Source organism: Marinobacter sp., from assembly GCF_040904845.1.
Lineage (GTDB): Bacteria > Pseudomonadota > Gammaproteobacteria > Pseudomonadales > Oleiphilaceae > Marinobacter.
The window spans coordinates 1-19,546 of the sequence record NZ_JBBDSR010000096.1 but is presented as its reverse complement, the minus strand read 5'-3'; the positions used below and the strand labels follow the sequence as shown (position 1 = coordinate 19,546).

The window sequence follows — 19,546 nt, the reverse complement described above, 5'->3', positions numbered from 1 at the left end:
TGTTATGTAGCCGGATGCGGCCACTTCGCTCTCCCTCACGGTGCAACCTGGCGACGGATGATGCGAAGAATAGTCCCAGGCTTGTGCTTCCACTCTTGAAGTCCAGTGACTTGAAGTTGAGAGTCGCGTTGTACCGCATGTTTTCCGGGTAACCCTGGCCGTCATCTTCAACGCCAATCACCAGGTAGCCGTCTCGTTCACAGGCGGTCAGCAAGATTCGGCTACGGGTATAGCGGATGGCATTGTTGATGGTGTTATTGAGAACTCCGGTGAGCAGGTCGTCGTCAAAAAAGCCGTTAATATCCTTGGCGTTTACGGAGTAATCGATATTCCTTCCTTGTAGCAGGGGTGTATGGCGGGCCATGTGCTCGGACAAAAAATCAGGCACAAAGTGTTCTTCAATGTGGGCAGATAGGTTGTTTTCCCCCAGGCGATATATGCCAAGCAGTTGAACCAGATCGTTGTGCATGCGCTCTGCTTCGTACTGAAGAGTGTTGAAACGATTGGTTTCACCGAGGGTTGTCTCGTGCTCGTTGCGGAGTTCATCAAGTGAGTTGAGCAGCATGCCGAGAGAGTTTTTCATATCATGAACCGCGGACGCCAGAACCATGGAAAAGTCGATATGGTCGTCCTGTGATCCGTCGGTGTTTTCTGGCGTGGAATTCATGTCATCATTCCTTTCAGTTTGCTGCACAGCGCAAGGTATCGACGGTATTGGCGATGTTGCTCGGGTAGGCTTTTTAGTTGAGTAAGGTGCGACTCGCACTTCATGAGAAGCTGTGGGTTAGGGGAGCCATCGTCGCTGTATTGCTTCATGAGCACCTGAACAAGGTTGAGGTTGAGGGCAGCGTGCGAGGGCACAATCTCAAGCGCGCTGGAAAACTCCTCAATTGCCGTCTCTAAATTGCCCGCCTCGAACGCTTTAATGCCATCACGGTTCCGGGTTCTCGCTTGTAACTTCTGACGGAAACCCACTGGTTCGTCCAGGAGCCCTTCAATCTTTTGAAGAATATCCGGTTGACCGTTAAATCGTTGCGCCAAGTGACTGAGCAATTGCCTGGCTTGATCATCCCGGCCGAGACGAAACAGGGTCTTGGCGTAATCAATGCCGGTGTTCGGGTCCATGGCCTGAGGGTCAGAGAGCGCTTGCGTCACCGGTTCCAAGACGTTTTCAGCTTGTTGGATGCGCCCCTGGCCGGCATGAATTCTTGACTGAACAATTCTGCTGCGCACCGCGAGTGACTCGTCTTCTGAAAAACGTTTTTCCATTCTGGACAGCGTGTTGAGGGCTTCGTCAGCATGTCGTTTGCCCTCGTCACTGGAGTCCCCTTCGCAAAGATCCGAGAGAGATTGTCCCAGAGCCAGGTAGTGGTCCGCGCTGTCATGTATGGAATGGGTGCCGAGCCTGACTGTTTGTCGCCAGGCATACGATGCCGTCGATATGTCCTGATTGTCGGTGGCTAGCTGGGCAAGCTGTCGATGACGCAGAAGGGCGTTTGGCGAATGTTCGGCGGCTTTCTCGAGAATTTTCTGTGCCTGGGTGGATCGCCCTTGACGCTCCAGGCCTTCAGCAAGCAGGTCGTACGCCTCCATGTAGTCCGGATGGCTGTCCATAAGGGCTTTCAAGGACGTCACGGCGGCGTCTGTATTCTGGATGGCCAATAGCGTCTTGCCCTGGCCAAGCCTGGCCCAGGAGAGGTCTCGCTGGGTGAGAACGTCATCGTATATTTTCAGTGCGTGGCTGTAATCACCCACCCTGTAATAGAGGTCAGCCAGGGTTTTCATCAGCCAGGTCTTGTAACGTGGTTGCCTGGGCAGGGTGGCCAGGCACAGGGAAATGGCTTCCGGGTAGTTTTCCCGGTCCAGCTCTCGGTTAATCGGGAGCAGGGCGCTGCGCTGACTGAGCAGGGCGGTCAGCCGCTTTTCGAGCATGGCGCGATTGATGGGTTTGGTCAGGTAGGCATCGGGCTGATATTCCCGTGCACCCATGACCATCTCTTTAGAGGTTTCTGCAGTAACCATCAGAAACAGCGATGATCGCTTTAACAGTTTTTTGTGCCGCAGCTCTTCGAGAATATGCTGGCCGTTTTTACCTTCGCCAAGATTGTAGTCGCACAACACGACGTCTACATGGTTATAGGCACAGTACTGAACGGCGGGGGCTCCTTGGCCAACCAGTTCTATCCTGTCTGCCCCACAGCTTCTGAGCATCTGCCGCATCGACAGGCGAAAATTCTCGAAGTCGTCGATAACCAGATAAGTCAGTTTTCCAAAACTGTTACCGCCGGTCTTTTCTGTTGTGTCAGTCATGGACGTTTCTGTTTTAACAGCTTGTTAACCAGTGCCCGCAATGCCGCAGGCTTGACCGGTTTGTAAAGAATCTGGTACCCCCTTGAAATGGCGTCCTCCCTAACTTCAGGGGCCATATAACCGGTAACCAGTATGCCTGCTATTTCATGAGTGAAACCATCCCGCAGGGAGTCCATGGCATCCAGCCCGTTCTTGTTATCATCAAGCTGGTAATCAGCCAGTATGATGTCGGGTTCCTGGCCGTTCAGTTTGTGTCTGGCATCGTCCAGGCTTTCGGCAGCGGTAACCTCGCATTGCCAGTTGCCGAGCAGTGCGACCATGCCTTGCAGGATCGCGGGATCGTTGTCGATGCACAGCACCTGTAAACCACCCAAGCTGGATACACGACGTGAGCTGGCCGGTGTTTTCGCGGTTATGGCTGGGAGCTGTTCAGGCGGTGCTGCTGGCACTGTAATACTGAAGACACTTCCATGGCCTTGTACCGAGTGGACGTTGACCGGATGATTCAGCATGCCACTGATGCGATCCACAATCGCGAGTCCCAGGCCCAGGCCCTTTTTGTCCCGACCTTGTTGAAAACGTCGAAACTCCTCAAAAATATGAGCGAGCTGATCTTCCGGAATACCCGGCCCGGTATCCCATACCTCAATGCGAAGATACCCCTTGAGCCGTCGACAGCCCAGTAGAATTCTCCCCTCGGGGGTGTAACGAATGGCATTCGAGAGGAAGTTCTGTACGACTCGCCTGAGCAATTTCGAGTCGGATCGAATCCAGGCGGTACTTGGAACCACATGCAGCTCCAGGCCCTGATCCTTTGCGATGGCGGAAAAGTCGGTAGCGAGATGGCGCATGATATCGTTGACCGGGAAGGTGCCGATGTCTGGTTCAAGCGCGCCGGCATCCAGTTTCGATATGTCCAATAGGGTACTGATGATTTCCTCGGCCGCACCCAGCGAGCTGTCGATATGCTCAACGAGGTCTCCCATGTCGCCGTCGCCGGCTTTGCCCGCGAGGGCGGAAGTGAACAGTCTCGCCGCGTTCAGGGGCTGAAGCAGGTCATGGCTCGCGGAGGCGAGGAATCGTGTTTTACTCTGGTTGGCCTGTTCCGCAACGGATTTGGCCTTCAGCATTTGCTCGTTGATGACCTGCAGTTCCTGCGTGCGCTCCTTGACCCTCTGTTCCAGATAGATGTTGGTTTCTTTTAGCGCCTGTTCGGTCCGCCTCATTGCAGTAATGTCCTGGAAGGTGGTGGCATAGCCTCCTCCGGGGATCGGGCTGCCATCTACTCGCAGAACGGTGCCGTCAGGGCGCTGGCGTTCGTATGACATGGGGCGGCCTTCCCGCATGCTGTAACATCGGTCGATGATGATTTCATCAATGCGACGGGCCGAAAGGTTGGCATTGGTCAGGTTATAGCGCATCAGGTCTTCCACCGAACGCCCGACGCGAACGTAACCCTGAGGGTAGTTGAACAGCTCAAGGTAACGATGGTTCCAGACCACCAGTTGTTGCTGATGATTGACCACTGAGACCCCGAGACTGATGTTCTCAATGGCAGACTGAAGCAGCTCCCGGCTGAACGTCATCGCCTGTGACGCTTCGTCAACGATGCTGACAACGTCCTCAATCTGCATGTCGCGGCCGGTCAGGGTGGATTCGAGAACCACCCGGGCGGTCGAGGCCCCGATGACCGATGCCAGTTGCCGCTCAATGTATTTCATCAGGTGGGACGATGCAGGCCGGTGCGGGTGTAAGCGAATGGCGTTGCGGCGCTCATAGTTTCTGAAGATGGCTTCAGAGCGTTCTTCTCCCATAAACCGGTCGGTCAGTGCCTGTAGGTCAGACGTGAGGATTTCTCCCTGCCAGATCTGGTGTTGAGGTGTCTCGGCTTTCGGTTGTGGATCATGGAAAAACGCGGCGATCTGGATTTTCTCCCGCACCCTTTGCCGGGTCAGCATCGATAGCACGATGTAAGTCACGGTGTTGATGCCAAGGCTCCAGACAATGCCGTGACTGGTGCGGTCCAGTTCCAGGCCGAACAGGGCGGTTGGCCGGGTCCACTCCAGGCCCCAGAGGCCCTTATCGATGAGTGTTTCCGTCAACCAGCCGGTCGAGGCGAGAGCGGGTAACAACAGTGTGTAACACCACATCAGGAAGCCCAGCCCCAACCCCCATGCCGCGCCGGTGAAATTGCCGCGCCGCCAGATAATGCCACCGACCAGAGCTGGCCCAAACTGGGCTGCTGCAGCAAATGAGAGCAGGCCGAACGCGGTAAGGCTGTAATCCTCGCCAGCCATGCGGTAGAAACCATAGGACGTCAGCAGCACAACAAATATCGCCACCCGCCGGATGCTGAGCAACAGGTAGCTGAGGTCGGCACTTTGGTTCATTCGTGGCCGAAAGAATTTGAGCAACGCTGGCATGATGATTTCGTTACTGACCATGGTGGCGATGGCGACCGAACAGACAATGACCATCGCTGCGGCAGCGGAACCGCCGCCAAGGAACGCAAGAATGGCGAGCCACTCTTCCCCGGCCAGAATCGGGAGTTTGAGAATCAGGATGTCGGGGTCAGTGCTGCCCGCTTCTGGATAGAGTAGGCCGGCGGCAGCGATGGGAAGCACGAAGGCGCTGGCGATGATCAGGTAAATGGGCATCGCCCAGCGTGCGGTTTCAAAGTCCCGGTGGTCCGTGTTTTCAACGACCATGACATGAAACTGTCTTGGCAGGCAGATAATTGCCAGCATGGCGACCAGGGTTTGCGTAATAAATGCCGGTGCTTCAACGCCGTCGGTGGTTAGGGTGCCCGTCAGGTCGGCTTCACGAACGTTTGCCAGCAAGTCGCCAAAGCCGCCGAACAGACCAAACCCGACAAACAGACCCACAGCCACAAACGCGACAATCTTGATCAGGGACTCAAACGCCACGGCCTGGATCATGCCACGGTGGTGCTCTGTGGATTCAAGGTGGCGCGTGCCGAACAGCACGGTGAATACCGCGAGAACCAGCGTGACGTACCACGCCGAATCTTTCCAGGCCGCCGTGCTCAGTTGTTGGTAACCGCTACCGGTATCCGAGAGTACATTAAAGCCCATCGAAATCGCTTTCAGTTGGAGGGCTATGTAGGGCACGCTGCCAATCAGCGCAAAGGTGGCAATCATTGCTGCGAGAACCTGGGATTTGCCGTATCGGGAGGCAATGAAATCGGCAATGGAGGTGCTGTTATTGCGCTTGCTGATATAGATAATGCGGCGCAGCAACGGCGCAAAAAAAACGAAAACGAGCAGTGGCCCGAGATAGATGGGTAAAAAGCCCAGGCCTTCCTGGGTCGCCCGTCCCACGGCACCGTAAAAGGTCCAGGAGGTAAAGTAGACAGCGAGTGACAGGGCGTAGATGTGGGTCCGCGCCCAGCGGCGCCGGTAGAGCCCGGGGTGGCGGTCGCCAGCCCAGGCAACGGCAAACAGTAGCGTGATGTAGGTGATTGAAATCAGTACTAACAACCAGCCACTGAGCATAAACAGGCTTTCCTGAAAGTCGGAAGTTGATGGTCAGACCCGGCGGCGCGGGTTATTCAGTGCATGCGGCCCGGAACAGTCGGTCTTCCGGTGACAAGGTTCGAAGCTCCTCCAGATCTGGCTGGCTCTCTTTATCAAAGGGCACCAGTTCCCGGTTGTCGCAATTGAGCAAATACATTTTGTGAGAAACGGCATCGGTGTATGACTGTTCGAACCGGTAAAGGTTAAACCGTACTACGTTTTGCCCGGGATTGTCCCGCTTGATGCTGTCCGTATCCAGCACGGTAAAGGCCGTGACCTGTGGTATCACATAGGTCCAGGGCCGCCAGGGCGCGCCGTATTTTTCGGTACTGACGACAACAGCTTCGTCAGGAAGCTGGGTCTGTTTGTGATCAAACCAGTCGTACTCCCCATACACCAGGTACGCCAGCATACCCGCTCCGGCAAATACAGGAATGATCCACTTAGGTGCTTTTTTGCGGGTAAGGGCGCGAATGCCCAAGGCGATACCCGCCGCACCCAGTCCGGAGAAAATGGTCGCTATAAAAGTCCAGATCATACAATGGTTTCCTCGAAAAAAAACGGGCTCCCTCACAGAGGAAGCCCGTTTAGGATCAACCGTCAGCGCGTTGACTGATCGCGGTTGACTTGTTGCTTAGTGGTCTTGAGCAGTACCGGAACCCCGTGGGTAACGGACGCTTTCAACCAACTCCTGGATTTCAACGGGCGGCTCTTCAGTCGCATGAGAGACTGCAAAGGCTACCGCAAAGTTGACCAGGGCACCAACTGCACCGAAGGACAGCGGAGAAATACCCAGCAGCCAGTTATCCGGAGTGTTGGCGAGGTTGTTGGTGCCCGGGATGAAGAACCAGCCCAGGAAGATGAAGATGTAAACCAGGGTTGCGCCCAGGCCAGCCAGCATGCCGGCTACAGCGCCCTTGTTGTTTACACGCTTGGAGAAAATACCCATCATCAGCGCCGGGAACAGCGAGGCAGCGGCGATACCGAACGCCAGTGCGACCACCTGTGCCGCGAAGCCTGGAGGGTTGGCACCCAGGTAGGTCGCGACCACAATGGCGACTGCCATCGAAATACGCGCCGCCTTCAGCTCGCCTTTCTCCGTAATCTTCGGGTTGATTGCGCCTTTGATCAGGTCGTGACTGATGGCAGAGGAAATAGCCAAGAGCAGACCAGCAGCTGTCGACAGCGCAGCAGCAAGACCACCTGCGGCGATCAGGCCGATAACCCAGCCAGGCAAGTTGGCGATTTCAGGGTTGGCGAGAACCAGGATGTCGTTGTTAACGACCAGTTCATTGCCTTCCCAACCGCGGCTTTCAGCTTCCGACGCAAAGCCTTCTGAGTCGTTGTACAACTGAATGCGGCCATCGCTGTTCTTGTCTTCGTAAGTGATCAGACCGGTTTCTTCCCAGGTTGCCATCCAGCCCGGACGATTCTCGTACTCAATCGGCTCAGACGTCGGTCCTTCCGGATAGAGCGTTGTCATCAGGTTCAGGCGCGCCATGGAAGCAACAGCCGGAGCGGTCAGGTACAGCAGAGCGATAAAGACCAGGGCCCAGCCTGCAGACCAGCGTGCGTCCGCAACCTTCGGTACCGTGAAGAAACGGATGATGACGTGGGGGAGACCCGCAGTACCAATCATCAGGGACAGAGTGAACAGAACCATGTTCAGTTTGTTGTCCACATCGTCTGTGTAATCACGGAAACCCAGTTCAGTGATGATCTGATCGAGACGCTCAAGCAGTGGAACACCGGACTCAATGTGAGTCGAGAACAGGCCAAGCGGCGGAATCGGGTTGCCAGTCAGTTGCAGCGAGATGAACACTGCCGGAATGGTGTACGCAACGATCAGTACACAGTACTGGGCCACCTGGGTGTAGGTAATCCCCTTCATGCCACCCAGAACGGCGTAGATGAAGACCACGATCGCAGCGATGATCAGGCCGGTAGTGGACTCCACTTCCAGGAAGCGCGAGAAGGCCACGCCAGCGCCGGCCATCTGGCCGATAACGTACGTCACTGACGCAACGATCAGACACAACACTGCAACCAGACGGGCCTGTTTGCTGTAGAAGCGGTCACCGATGAACTCCGGCACCGTGAACTTGCCAAACTTACGCAGGTAAGGAGCCAGTAGCATTGCCAGTAGCACATAGCCACCAGTCCAGCCCATCAGGAAGGTTGAGTTCGAGTAACCGCCGGCGGCGATCAGGCCTGCCATGGAGATGAAGGATGCTGCAGACATCCAGTCAGCACCGATGGCCATGCCGTTGGTCACTGGGTGAATGCCGCCACCGGCAACGTAGAAGTCTTTGGTGCTACCGGCTTTCGCCCAGATCGCGATACCGATATAGAGGAGGAACGAGCCCCCCACGAACAGAAGGTTGATTGCAAATTGGCTCATTCGATTTTACTCCTCATGTACGCCGAATTGCTCGTCGATTTTGTTCATGCGCCAGGCATAGAAGAAAATCAGAGCGATGAAGGTAAGGATCGAACCTTGCTGGGCGAACCAGAAGCCAAGATCGGTTCCGCCGAACTCAATGCCCGCAAGCAGCGGACGAAGCAGAATGGCAAAACCATAGGAAACCAGAGCCCATATGATAAGGCTCCCGAATATGAGGCGAAGATTCGCCTTCCAGTATTTTTCAGCGTCGTAGCTATGACCTGACATAGGATCACTCCTGTTTTCTTGTTGTGGAGGTTGGGTGGGTTTCTGGAGAGTTGTAACCGCTAGAGACTTTATTATTCATATAAGTGTTTCTCCGACTTGTTGCCCTCTATGACTTTACTGGTCAATGGATTTATAGATATTGGCAAAAAGTCTAATTCTCAGTTATTTGCCGACGAAATCACCTTTTCGCAGGCTGAATTCAAACCACTCAGATACGATGCATGTTCTGGAGGCGGCGGTAGTATCGAAGCTTGCTCTTCAGGTCGGCGAGGGTGTGCACTCCGTTTTTATTGGCCTTGTTGAGCGCGACCAGGGTCAATTCGGCGGTCACCAGCGCGTCGGCCGCCGCGTGGTGACGTGCGCTGACCTCCAGCCCGAAAAAATCCGCCCAGCTATCCAGGCCACGACCGCCGGTTTTGGCATTGGGGAAAAACGCAGGCAGAAGCTCGGCGGCGTCAAACCAGGTATGACTCTCGGTGTACCCGAGGATCTGTTTCAGGGTTTTCTCCAAAAATTTCTGGTCAAACGCCGAGTGGTAGGCGAGCACCGGGTCACCGTCCATCCACTCCAGCAGATACAGCAGTGCATCTTCGATTTCATGGCCCCGAGTCAGCGCCTCCGGCCCAATGCCGTGAATCAGTACCGTTTCGCTGATGTCCAGCTCTGGCCGCCGCAGAATCAGGTCAAACTGGTCCTCCAGGTGAATAACGTCGCCTGTAATAGCGACCGCGCCAATGGCGATCACCTGGTCTTTCGAAGGGTTGAGCCCAGTGGTTTCAAGGTCCAGCACAACAAGTCGGCTGGACGCCAGCGTCTGCTCGCCAGCTGGTTTGGGTGTGGGCAGGCACGCCGGGTCGTGGGCTGAGGCACCTGCCGCACGGCGACTCTCAAACCACTGCCTGATGTGTTCGAACATGGTTTCCGGCCTGTCTGTCACAGTTGATAGGTCACTTCGAGTTTCTGCTGGAGGCGCTGCGCCTGACGGAACGATTCCCTGAGGATTCGCCGGTCAAGGGGGTTGAGGTCGTCGGGGTTGATGTAATTTGACAAAGGTTCACCGCGCTCCAGCATCTCCTGGTGGGCCCGCATCCGAATGGCTTGGATCAGGCTGTAGCCTTCTTTCCAGGCATTGGCGTCTTTGGGGTCAAATACCTCTTTGGCGACGAGGCGGTCCATCCGTTCGAGGGTATTGGCCTCTTCGACGCCATTGGCCAGTGCGAACACTCGAACCGCTTCCACGAAAGGTGCCAGCCCCTGGCGTTTCAGATCCAGTGTGTGTTTCTTGCCATCTGGCGCATAGCGAAAATTACGAAACATGGTTAGTGGCGGTCGGCGGGTTATGGCGTTGCCGGCGAGCATTTTCTGGAACAGCGCATTCTTGCCAATGCGGGTGAGCACCTTGTCGAAAAGCTTATCCAATGGTTCCATGGGGCCAAACACCGCCCGCATATCCAGGAAGATGGACGAATAGACCAGGTTTTGTGGAGTTGAGGCATCAATGAACCGGAGAAACCAGTCATCCCATTCTTTGCCGCTCAGGCACAACTTTGGGTTGCTGGCCATAATGTTGCCTTTGCACAGGGTGAAACCGCACTCGGCCAGCTCGTTGTTGACTCTCTCGGCGAAGGGTAAGAGCTTCTCCCTAACCTCCGCCTCGGTCATGCCTTCGGGTGTTTCAAACAGAATGCCGTTGTCCTGGTCGGTGAGCAGTGTCTGTTCCTGCCGGCCCTCGCTGCCAAAGGTAAGCCAGGTGAACGGAATGCCAGGATCGGCCTTTTTGAGGTTGAGCTCGAGGACGCGCCTGACCGTGACGTCATTGAGTGTCGTGATGATCTTCACCACCTGGCCGGAATCCGCACCGTGGGCGAGCATGGCGTCCACCAGCCGGGAAACATCGGTACGCAGGCTGACCAGCGTTCTCAGATGGCTGGCCGTGCCGATGGTGCGGGCAAGGTTTACCAGGTCAACGCGCTGCAGAGAGAACAGGTCGCGCTCGGAAACGACGCCAGTCAGGTGGTTTTCTTCGTCCACTACGCACAGGTGCGCAAAGTGGTGTTCGGCCATGAGCATGGCCGCTTCGAACGCATCGGCGTGTGACGTCAGGCAGATCGGATTTTTGGTCATAACCTGGCTTACAGGCGTGTCGAGCGGGCCTTTTTCTTCGGCCACCATGGTGCGCAGATCCCGCAGGGTAAATATGCCAGTGGGGTGGCGTTCGTCGTCGGTGATGATGATGCTACCCACATTGTTTTCGTGCATACGCGCAACCGCCTTGCGAACCGGGAGGTCCGGAGAGCAGACAATGGGATTCCTCAGGGCATAGCGTTCAAGCGGGGTATCGAGGGAGTTGGTGGAGCCCATGGACGCCATGGCACCGGACTGGATGCGCTGGTTGACTTGATCCAGCAGGCTGCTCACGCCACGAAGGCAGAAATCGCGAAATGGATCGCTCTCGGAAAACAGGGTAACAAAGGCCTCGTGCTCAATGCTCAGGCAGAAGGTGTCGCCAGAGGCCCGATGCAGGGTTCGGGTCGGGCGTTCGCCAATTAATGCTGCCAGCGGGAAGCACTCGCCCTGGCTGATTTCAAAGGTGGTTTCCGTCTTCTCAGCCTTTTCATTATGGCGTTCGCCACGAATTCTGCCCTGTTTGACGATGTGAAATCGCTTGACCGGGCCGTCCTCCGGAGACAACACCACGTCCTCATCCGCATAAAACCGCAACGATGCGTGTTCGGCAAAATGAGCAAGATGTGCATCATCCATGCTCGAAAAGGGCGCATGCTCTCGCAGGAACGTCATGATGGCGCGGGTATTCTGCGGGCGGGGGGTGTCTGGAGGTGCGGCGGCCATAGCTTCGTCCTTGTTATTCGTTATCGCTTTGGAGTGTAGCCCAGTTCGTGGCGATGTAACCCTAGGATTTTCGTCGAACCCAGGTAGTGCCTCCGGCTTTATGCCAGCATGACACGGTGGTAGAGTTTCCAGACTTTCAACGCTGAACGACATAGCCATGACCACCAAAGACGAGCGCCTGAGCTTCCTGGAAGAAATGAAAGATGTCCGGCGCATCCGCAAGCCCAATCGCGCGGAGATCAAGACCCCAAGGGAACTGACGCCCGGTCACGCTGAACGCCAGCGCTCAGCGGTCAATCAGCCGTTCAGGGACGCCAATCCGCTGACCGCCGATGTGGTTGAACCTTTGACGGCCCATGACATTCTGAGCTGGCAGCGCCCGGGGATTCAGCATGGGGTATTCCGTAAGCTGCGGTTGGGGCAGTATCCCATCGAAGCGCGCCTCGACCTGCATCGCATGACCGTGGAGGAAGCGCGCCGTGACGTCTTCACATTCGTCAATGACTGTATCCGGTATGGCTTGCGTACCGTCATTATTCTTCACGGTAAGGGCGAACGTAATCCTGATGGCATTGCGCAGCTGAAAAGCTTTCTGGCCAAATGGTTGCCAGAGCTTGAAGGCGTGCTTGCCTTTCATTCGGCCCAAAAACACCATGGCGGCACCGGTGCGGTGTATGTCATGGTTCGTAAAGGTGATCGGGATAAACAGCACAACCGTGAAGTTCACGGTCGTCGTTGACCCCATGACTGACACATCCATCCCCCTAATTCATCTGTTCCGGCCTGTCCGGACTCTGGAGAAAACATGGTTAAGAAACTGTGCCTGCTTGCGTGTGTGTCACTGGCCCTGGTCGGTTGTAAGGATCGCGTAATCTGGAACGATAACGGCAAAGTGGATGAGGCGACGGAAAACCGCGAGGTATGGGATTCCGAAGGCAAGCTCAATAAGGGTGAGCGCAAAGTGTGGAACGACCAGGATGGCAATGAAGTGGTCAAATAAGCCGGTTTTATCTGCAAACTATAAAAATGAAGGCGGGGACACTCAACGTGTCCTCGCCCAAGCGATGAGAGGATAGCGTAATGGCCCTGAGCCTGACGGTGAATGGTGATAAGCGGACCATCGAGGTCGATCCTGATACCCCGTTGTTGTGGGTTATCCGCGATGAACTGGGCCTAAAAGGCACGAAGTTCGGGTGCGGTGCGGGCCTGTGCGGTGCCTGCACCGTCCACCTCGACGGCCAGCCAGTGAGGTCCTGTTCCACGCCGCTTGAAATAGTGCAGGGCCGGTCCGTCACCACGATTGAAGGGCTTGCCACCGACGCGGGCTTGCACCCGCTGCAGAAGGCCTGGGTCGAACACGGTGTCCCTCAGTGTGGCTACTGCCAGTCCGGTCAGATCATGAGTGCCGCCCATTTACTGGCCAACAACCCGACACCCCTGCGTGAGGACATTGTTGCGGCTCTTAGTGGCAATCTGTGCCGTTGTGGTACCTACTCCCGAATTATCGCTGCGGTAGAATCCGCCGCCGTTGACGGAGCCTCCGAATCGACCAGGGATGGAGCCTGACATGGCGATGAATCGAAGAGATTTCCTGAAAGTCAGTGCCGGTTCTTCCGGCAGCCTGGTGCTCGCGCTTTCCCTGCCGGGCTGTGCGAGTGTCAAAACCGGTTTCGAAGAAAAGGACGGACGCTGGCGGCCGGATGCCTGGCTCGAGCTGACCACCGACAACGAGGTGTATTTTACCCTGGCCCGGGTTGAAATGGGGCAGGGCACATACACCGGTCTCACGACCTTGGTGGCGGAAGAGCTGGAGGTGGCACCTTCTGCGATCAAACCGACGTTTGCACCGGTGGCGTCGGAGTACCGCAACCCGCTCTACAAACTTCAGCTTACCGGCGGCAGTACCAGCCTTGCGACCAGTTGGGAACCCCTGCGACAGGCCGGAGCCGAGGCCCGGGAATTGTTGATTCTGGCGGCGGCACGGGTGTGGGAGGTAAATCACCGTGAGTGCACCGCGTTTGAGGGCAAAGTCCTGCATCCGAACGGTGCGGACTCGCTGGCGTATGGCAAGTTGGTCGGTCTTGCCGCCAGCGAGGAAGTGCGCCATGACATCGCTCTCAAACCGCGGGAGCAGTGGCGTTATATCGGCAAGGATCGTGGCCGCTTGGATGCCCTGGCGAAGTCTACCGGCGCGGCCAGTTACGGTATCGACACCGATTTGCCGGGCATGGTGTATGCGGTGGTCAGCCGACCGCCCCGCCATGGTGCCAGGGTTCGATCGTTCAACCGCGATGAAGTAAAGAGCCTGCCGGGCGTGCTGGACGTCATCGACATCGAGCGTCGGGTTGCTGTGGTCGCCGGAAAATACTGGCTGGCCCGCAAGGCGCAGGCGGAGCTAAAGATTGACTGGGACAACAGCGAGGCGCTGAATCTGTCTACCGGCGACGTGTTTGCCCACTATCATCAGGCCGCGGATGACGACGACGGTGAGCAGGAACGCAGCGATGGCGATGTATCTGAGGCGGTCGGTTCTGCGGATCGCGTGCTGGTAGCCAATTACGAACAGCCCTATTTGGCGCACGCGACCCTGGAGCCGATGAATGCAACGGCCTGGTACCGGGACAATGGCATGGAGGTCTGGGCTCCGACCCAGGCACCGGATCTCGCACGTATAGCCGCGGCACGGGTCAGCGACCTGTCGCCGGATGATATCACCATCAATACCACGTTTCTGGGCGGCGGGTTCGGACGCCGTCTGGTGCAGGACTACATCGAAGAAGCAGCGGCCGTGGCCTACCGGGTCAAAAAGCCGGTCAAGGTTATCTGGTCGCGGGAAGAGGATACCCGGCATGATCTGTTCCGACCGGCCATGCTTCACCGTATGAAGGCCAGCATTTCCGGCAGTGAGGTGACCAGTTGGCAGCATCGGGTTATTGGTCCCCAGATTCTCGACTGGTACGTTCGCAACGCCGCGCCAGCGCAGTACCCCTGGTCTCCGAAGTTTCTTTACGACACCCTGGGCAAAATCGGATTGATGGCGGAAGGCATTGCAACGCCGAAGGACTTCTCGGCCATTGAAGGTGCTGTCGACTACCCATACAAGCTCGCGAATGTGGAGGTTCGTCACACCCATACTGATCCGGGGGTGCCGATTACCTGGTGGCGTTCAGTTGGCTATTCCCACAATGGCTTTGCCGCAGAGACCTTTATGGACGAGCTTGCCCATGAAACCGGCAAGGACCCCTACCGGTTCCGCCGTGACCTGATTCAGCATCAGCCGCGGCACCTGGCGGTGCTCGATAAAGTGGCGGATATGGCAAATTGGCAAGCGGGTGCGCCGTCCGGGCGGGCTCGAGGCCTGGCACTGTTCCAGAGTTTTGGCACCTTCGTTGCGCAGGTGGTTGAGGCCAGTATTGAAAACGGTGAGATTCGTGTTCATCAAGTCTGGTGTGCGGTTGACTGTGGCCAGGTAGTGAACCCCGATATTGTCCGTGACCAGATTGAAGGCGGTATTATCTTCGGGCTCACGGCTGCCGTGTACGGTGAAATCACCCTTGAAAATGGCGAAGTCCAGCAGAGCAACTTCCATGACTACCTGTTGATGCGTAATTACCAGGTGCCGGAAGTCGCAATTCGCATTATCGACAGTGCAGAGCCCCCAACCGGGGTAGGTGAGCCAGGTGTGCCCCCGGTTTTGCCGGCGTTGGGCAATGCCCTGTTCGCTCTGACGGGAAAACGCCAACGGACATTGCCCTTGAGAGTCACCTGAGGGCAGCGTGGGCCTTCTATACCACCGGCCAGCGGTTTTATAATGCGGCTTAACCCCGAAGGCCCGCCGGGTCGAGGCGGACTGAACCCGGAGATTGCCAGTGTTTGATGTCACCCGTTACGCGCAGTCGGCCCAGGCCATCGTCGAGGCCGGCCAATTCCTTTACAGTCGGGGCTGGTCCCCGGCCACCAGCAGCAATTATTCCACCCGGCTGGATGATGAACACATCGCCATTACCGTCTCCGGCCGCCACAAGGGTGCCCTGGGGCCGGGCGATGTCATGGTGGTGGATCTGGCCGGAAAGCCGGTGCAGAGTGACTGCCGTTCTTCTGCGGAAACCCTCCTGCACACTGTGCTTTATCAGGTGTTCCCGGAGGTTGGCGCGGTGCTGCATACCCATTCGGTCAATGCCACGGTGCTAAGCCGGGTTCTGCCCCCGGGTCAGTCTCTGCAACTGCAGGGCTACGAACTACAAAAGGCGTTTCCGGGCAGCGATACTCACGATGCCAGCCTGATCGTGCCGGTGTTTGACAACACCCAGGACATTGCCGGGCTGGCCGCTGAGACCGGGCAATGGTTTCGCGACCACCCTGAACAGCCAGGCTACCTGATCCGTGGCCATGGCCTTTATACCTGGGGCCGGACCATGGCAGACTGCCTGAAACATGTTGAAGCGTTTGAATTCCTGTTTGAGTGTGAACTTGCAACCATGAGGCTCCGCCAATGACGACCCTGAGTATTTTTCACCAGAACCAGCCGGACCAACCTCAGTCGGTCACCGAAGACACCGGAGAGATCCAGCGTAAGCTGGCGGAGAAGGGCATTCGCTTCGATCAGTGGCAAACTCGGGATCTGCCAGACGATGCCGCGCCAGAAGCCATACTGGACGCCTATCGTGACGAAGTCGCGGCACTGAAGCAGGAGTGTGGCTTCCAGACGGCGGATGTGGTCAGCCTGAATCCGGACCACCCCCAGAAGGAGGCCTTCCGCCGGAAGTTTCTGGATGAACACGTCCACAGTGAGGACGAGGTGCGGTTCTTCGTGCGGGGGCAGGGCCTGTTTTACCTGCACTTCGGCGATCAGGTCTATGCCATCCTGTGCCAGAAGAATGATCTGATCAGCGTGCCGGACGGTACTCGCCACTGGTTTGATATGGGGCCCGAACCCAGGTTCACCTGCATCCGGCTGTTCTCCAATCCGGAGGGTTGGGTGGCGGATTTCACCGGTGAAGACATTGCCCGGCAACTGCCGCGGTACGAGCAGCTGGCAGGAAGCGCCTGATGATTCGGGTGATTCTTACCGACATCGAAGGCACCACCAGTGCCATTCATTTCGTCCACGATGTGCTGTTTCCCTACGCGGCAGAGCACATCGGCGACTTTGTCCGCGATGGCGAGAGTGATAACCCGGCGATTGCCGAGCAGTTGGACTTAGTCGCGGAGCGTTCAGGCACTGATCGTAACGATATCGAGGGGCTGATCAGCGCACTCCAGGGGTGGATTCGTGAGGATCGCAAGGAAACCGCCCTCAAAGCGTTGCAGGGCATGTTGTGGGAGCAGGGTTACCAGCAGGGTGCTTTTCGTGGCCACGTCTATGAAGACGCCGCGGATTACCTGCAACGCTGGCATGACCGGGGGCTGCGCCTGTTTGTCTACTCTTCCGGGTCGGTCAAGGCGCAAAAGCTGATATTCGGCTTCAGCGAAGCCGGCGACCTGACGCCCTTCTTTTCTGGTTACTTTGATACCCGGGTGGGCGGCAAGAAAGAGGCGCAGTCCTACCGGCACATTGTGGATCAGCTCGGGGTGGATGCCGAAACGGTATTGTTCCTGTCTGACGTCGAAGCGGAACTGCAGGCAGCAGAGGAAGTCGGCCTGGCAACCGCCTGGCTGGTCCGTGATGGGCACCTGCCGGGCACTCAGCGCCCGGTCGCCAGAGATTTTTCCGAGGTGGATAACCTGCTGAAACGGCGCTGAGGACGGCAGTCACTCGGGGGCAGGCTGTTACGCTGAATCACAGAGAGAGTCTGAAGTGGTTCTGATCCGAAGGAAGCCAGTCTGGCTGATGATGGTGGGGCTGACCCTGGCGTTATCGGCGTGCAACCCGTTTTCCCAGGCAGACTCCATGATGGACGAATATGTGGAGCGGGTGGCCCGTGTTCTGGACGGCGAGGCCCGGCTATCAGAACTGCCGGATTTGGGGCGTATGCCCCGACGACGGGATCGCCGCCTCACCATGCCCGAACTTGATATCGATATCCTCGACTTCTTATCCCTCTACGGCTGTCAGCTGCAGTACGTGGTGGGAGAGCGCAATTCCGTGATGGGGCGGGTGATGGACCCGCTCAACAGTTTGCGATACGAAGTGCGTTTTATCACTGCCGCCCGCGACTGCTTGCCGCATATCGAGCGCAAAGCGCTGAAAGCGAGCGTTCAGGACGCCATCGACGGTAAGCGTGAATCTCTGCCCGTCGCCATTTGGAATGCTACCTGGGGGGCGGAAGAAATTGAGACACTGTTTACGCTCTCCAAGGGGCATTATCCGGTGGCCGCCGAGAGCAATCCGGCTTCTGACCTTTCCTCCGACCTTAACCGTTTGAACCGCACCCTGGACGCGTTGCTGGCGGGGCACCTGCAATCATCGCTGGATTACCTGGGAGAGGTGCACCAGCGCTGGCAGGCAGAGCATCGTGGCGGCCAGTTGCTAAACAGTGCCAACCTGTTGACGACAAGGCTGGACGATGCGACCGCGATCCTGCAATCGCGCCTGGAGGGCCGGCCACTGTGTATCGGGGGCAAACCCAACAACCAGTCCGACGTGGTCAGGAACATGTTCTTCAGTGTCTACATTGAGCGGATTCAACCCTACATGAGTGACGTTCGCCGTGGGCGGGAGGCGCTGATCCGCCCGCTCTGGGAGATGGCGAGCGCGCAGCGGGGAGTTATGCCTGAATCGTTCAGTACCTGGGCCAACCGCTATTTAGCGCTGGAAGGGGCCGCCGGGGAGGAGGGTGCTGGAAAAGAGGGCCCCAGCCTTTGGCAGGAGCTTGACCGCGCGATGGCCGAACACACCGAAAGCTGGCAGGCGTTACTGGCGCAGTGCGGGCTTCGGCCCGGTGCGTGAGTACGACTATCGCTGGCTTTCCGGTGTGACCCGCAAAATTTCCTCAATGGTGGTCTGGCCAGATGCCACTTTTTGGGCACCGCTCAACCGCAGAGACTTCATGCCGGTTTTATAGGCTTCCAATCGCAACGCTTCGAGTTCGCAATTGTCAGTAATCCGCGCGGTGAGATCGCCAGACAATTTCAGGATCTCATAAACCCCCGCTCGCCCGTAATACCCGGTGTTACGGCATTCCAGGCAGCCAACCGGGCGATACACCTGTTCCGGTGTCGGGGCCTTCCAGGGCCGGGTCAGGCTTTGCCAGGCCTGGTCATCTACTGGGCCCGGGGCCTTGCAGTGGGGACAAAGCGTTCGTGCCAGCCGTTGCGCCATGACGCCAAGCACCGTCGCCCGGATCAGGTAAGGGGGAATGCCCAGTTCCATAAGCCGGGTGATGGCGCTTGGCGCATCGTTGGTGTGCAGGGTCGACAGCACCAGGTGCCCGGTTAATGCCGCCTGAACGGCCATTTCCGCGGTTTCCAGGTCACGGATCTCACCGATCATTATGATGTCCGGGTCCTGTCGCAGCAGTGCCCGTACCCCCGCCGCAAACGTCAGCTCGATATTGGCCTGCACCTGCATCTGGTTGAAGGCGGGTTCCACCATCTCAATGGGATCCTCGATGGTGCAGAGGTTGACCTCGGGTGAGGCCAGCTGTTTCAGGGTCGAGTACAGCGTGGTGGTTTTCCCGGAGCCGGTCGGGCCGGTCACCAGCACAATGCCGTGAGGCCGGTCGGTAATGTCGTGCCAGCGCTCCCGGTCTTCCCGGGAAAATCCCAGTTGCTCGTAGGATTTCAGCAGCACCTCGGGATCGAATATCCGCAGCACCATTTTCTCGCCGAACGCAGTGGGCATGGTCGCCAGGCGCAGCTCCACCTCGCTGTTGTCCGGCTTGCGAGTCTTTATCCGGCCGTCCTGGGGGCGGCGTTTTTCTGCCACGTTCAGCCGTCCGAGAATCTTCAGCCGGCTGGTGACCGCCACGCCGACCTGTTCCGGAAATTCATAGACATTGTGCAGCACGCCATCGATGCGGAAACGAACCTGGGTGACGTTGCGCCTGGGCTCGATGTGGATGTCCGAGGCCCGCTGGTCAAACGCATACTGCAGCAACCAGTCCACGATTTTGACCACATGCTGGTCGTTGGCATCCGGGTTCTCGTTTGCGCCCAGATCCAGCAATTGTTCGAAGTTCTGGTTACCTGCGGACCCCGAGCCCTGCCGGCCACTGGCCTTGTTGACCGAGTTCGCCAA

The 19,546-nt window shown here is 57.3% G+C and carries 17 protein-coding genes; 8 read left to right on the top strand and 9 right to left on the bottom strand.

Annotation, left to right across the window (positions count from 1 at the left end):
• The 8 genes from WD429_RS11955 to WD429_RS11920 form a co-directional block, all read right to left on the bottom strand.
• On the bottom strand, nt 1-667 hold a 667-nt coding region (locus tag WD429_RS11955), incomplete at its 3' end, for a sensor histidine kinase (RefSeq protein ID WP_368422404.1).
• The gene (locus tag WD429_RS11950) at nt 664-2,310 is read right to left on the bottom strand and encodes a tetratricopeptide repeat protein (protein WP_368422403.1); all 1,647 of its coding nucleotides are present in this window, start codon (nt 2,308-2,310) and stop codon (nt 664-666) included. The genes WD429_RS11950 and WD429_RS11955, both read right to left, overlap by 4 nt.
• Nucleotides 2,307-5,825 (bottom strand): NahK/ErcS family hybrid sensor histidine kinase/response regulator, encoded by a 3,519-nt coding sequence (locus WD429_RS11945; RefSeq protein ID WP_368422402.1) that lies wholly within the window; start codon nt 5,823-5,825, stop codon nt 2,307-2,309. Before WD429_RS11945 ends, WD429_RS11950 begins: the two co-directional genes overlap by 4 nt.
• A 52-nt stretch (nt 5,826-5,877) precedes the next feature.
• Nucleotides 5,878-6,384 carry a hypothetical protein gene (locus tag WD429_RS11940; RefSeq protein ID WP_368422401.1) on the bottom strand — a complete coding sequence of 169 codons (507 nt, stop codon included), beginning with the start codon at nt 6,382-6,384 and terminating at the stop codon, nt 5,878-5,880.
• A 96-nt stretch (nt 6,385-6,480) separates the two neighbouring features.
• Nucleotides 6,481-8,247: a sodium:solute symporter family protein gene (locus WD429_RS11935; protein WP_368422400.1), complete on the bottom strand. Its 1,767-nt coding sequence runs from the start codon at nt 8,245-8,247 to the stop codon at nt 6,481-6,483.
• A 6-nt stretch (nt 8,248-8,253) separates the two neighbouring features.
• Nucleotides 8,254-8,517: a DUF4212 domain-containing protein gene (locus tag WD429_RS11930; RefSeq protein WP_368422399.1), complete on the bottom strand. Its 264-nt coding sequence runs from the start codon at nt 8,515-8,517 to the stop codon at nt 8,254-8,256.
• 208 nt (nt 8,518-8,725) lie between these two features.
• The gene (locus tag WD429_RS11925) at nt 8,726-9,433 is read right to left on the bottom strand and encodes a PolC-type DNA polymerase III (protein ID WP_368422398.1); all 708 of its coding nucleotides are present in this window, start codon (nt 9,431-9,433) and stop codon (nt 8,726-8,728) included.
• A 17-nt stretch (nt 9,434-9,450) separates the two neighbouring features.
• Nucleotides 9,451-11,367: a putative nucleotidyltransferase substrate binding domain-containing protein gene (locus WD429_RS11920; protein WP_368422397.1), complete on the bottom strand. Its 1,917-nt coding sequence runs from the start codon at nt 11,365-11,367 to the stop codon at nt 9,451-9,453.
• 157 nt (nt 11,368-11,524) lie between these two features.
• On the opposite strand from WD429_RS11920, the gene smrA reads away from it, so the two are divergent.
• The 8 genes from smrA to WD429_RS11880 all read left to right on the top strand — a co-directional run bounded on the left by smrA (nt 11,525) and on the right by WD429_RS11880 (nt 18,256).
• The gene (gene smrA / locus WD429_RS11915) at nt 11,525-12,106 is read left to right on the top strand and encodes a DNA endonuclease SmrA (protein WP_368422396.1); all 582 of its coding nucleotides are present in this window, start codon (nt 11,525-11,527) and stop codon (nt 12,104-12,106) included.
• A 66-nt stretch (nt 12,107-12,172) separates the two neighbouring features.
• Nucleotides 12,173-12,367, top strand: a complete 195-nt coding sequence (locus WD429_RS11910) for a hypothetical protein (RefSeq protein WP_368422395.1) — start codon at nt 12,173-12,175, stop codon at nt 12,365-12,367.
• Between the two features lie 80 nt (nt 12,368-12,447).
• Nucleotides 12,448-12,933: a (2Fe-2S)-binding protein gene (locus WD429_RS11905; RefSeq protein WP_368422394.1), complete on the top strand. Its 486-nt coding sequence runs from the start codon at nt 12,448-12,450 to the stop codon at nt 12,931-12,933.
• Between the two features lies 1 nt (nt 12,934).
• Nucleotides 12,935-15,136, top strand: a complete 2,202-nt coding sequence (locus tag WD429_RS11900; RefSeq protein ID WP_368422393.1) for a molybdopterin cofactor-binding domain-containing protein — start codon at nt 12,935-12,937, stop codon at nt 15,134-15,136.
• A gap of 100 nt (nt 15,137-15,236) precedes the next feature.
• Complete coding sequence (locus WD429_RS11895) at nt 15,237-15,863, top strand: methylthioribulose 1-phosphate dehydratase (RefSeq protein WP_368422392.1); 627 nt, start codon at nt 15,237-15,239, stop codon at nt 15,861-15,863.
• Nucleotides 15,860-16,417, top strand: a complete 558-nt coding sequence (locus tag WD429_RS11890) for an acireductone dioxygenase (protein WP_368422391.1) — start codon at nt 15,860-15,862, stop codon at nt 16,415-16,417. The genes WD429_RS11895 and WD429_RS11890 overlap by 4 nt, the downstream gene beginning before the upstream one ends.
• Complete coding sequence (gene mtnC, locus WD429_RS11885; RefSeq protein ID WP_368422390.1) at nt 16,417-17,109, top strand: acireductone synthase; 693 nt, start codon at nt 16,417-16,419, stop codon at nt 17,107-17,109. The genes WD429_RS11890 and mtnC overlap by 1 nt, the downstream gene beginning before the upstream one ends.
• Before the next feature lie 55 nt (nt 17,110-17,164).
• Nucleotides 17,165-18,256 (top strand): DUF3080 family protein, encoded by a 1,092-nt coding sequence (locus WD429_RS11880; protein ID WP_368422389.1) that lies wholly within the window; start codon nt 17,165-17,167, stop codon nt 18,254-18,256.
• A gap of 6 nt (nt 18,257-18,262) precedes the next feature.
• Here WD429_RS11880 and WD429_RS11875 read toward each other — a convergent pair.
• On the bottom strand, nt 18,263-19,546 hold a 1,284-nt coding region (locus tag WD429_RS11875; RefSeq protein WP_368422388.1), incomplete at its 5' end, for a GspE/PulE family protein.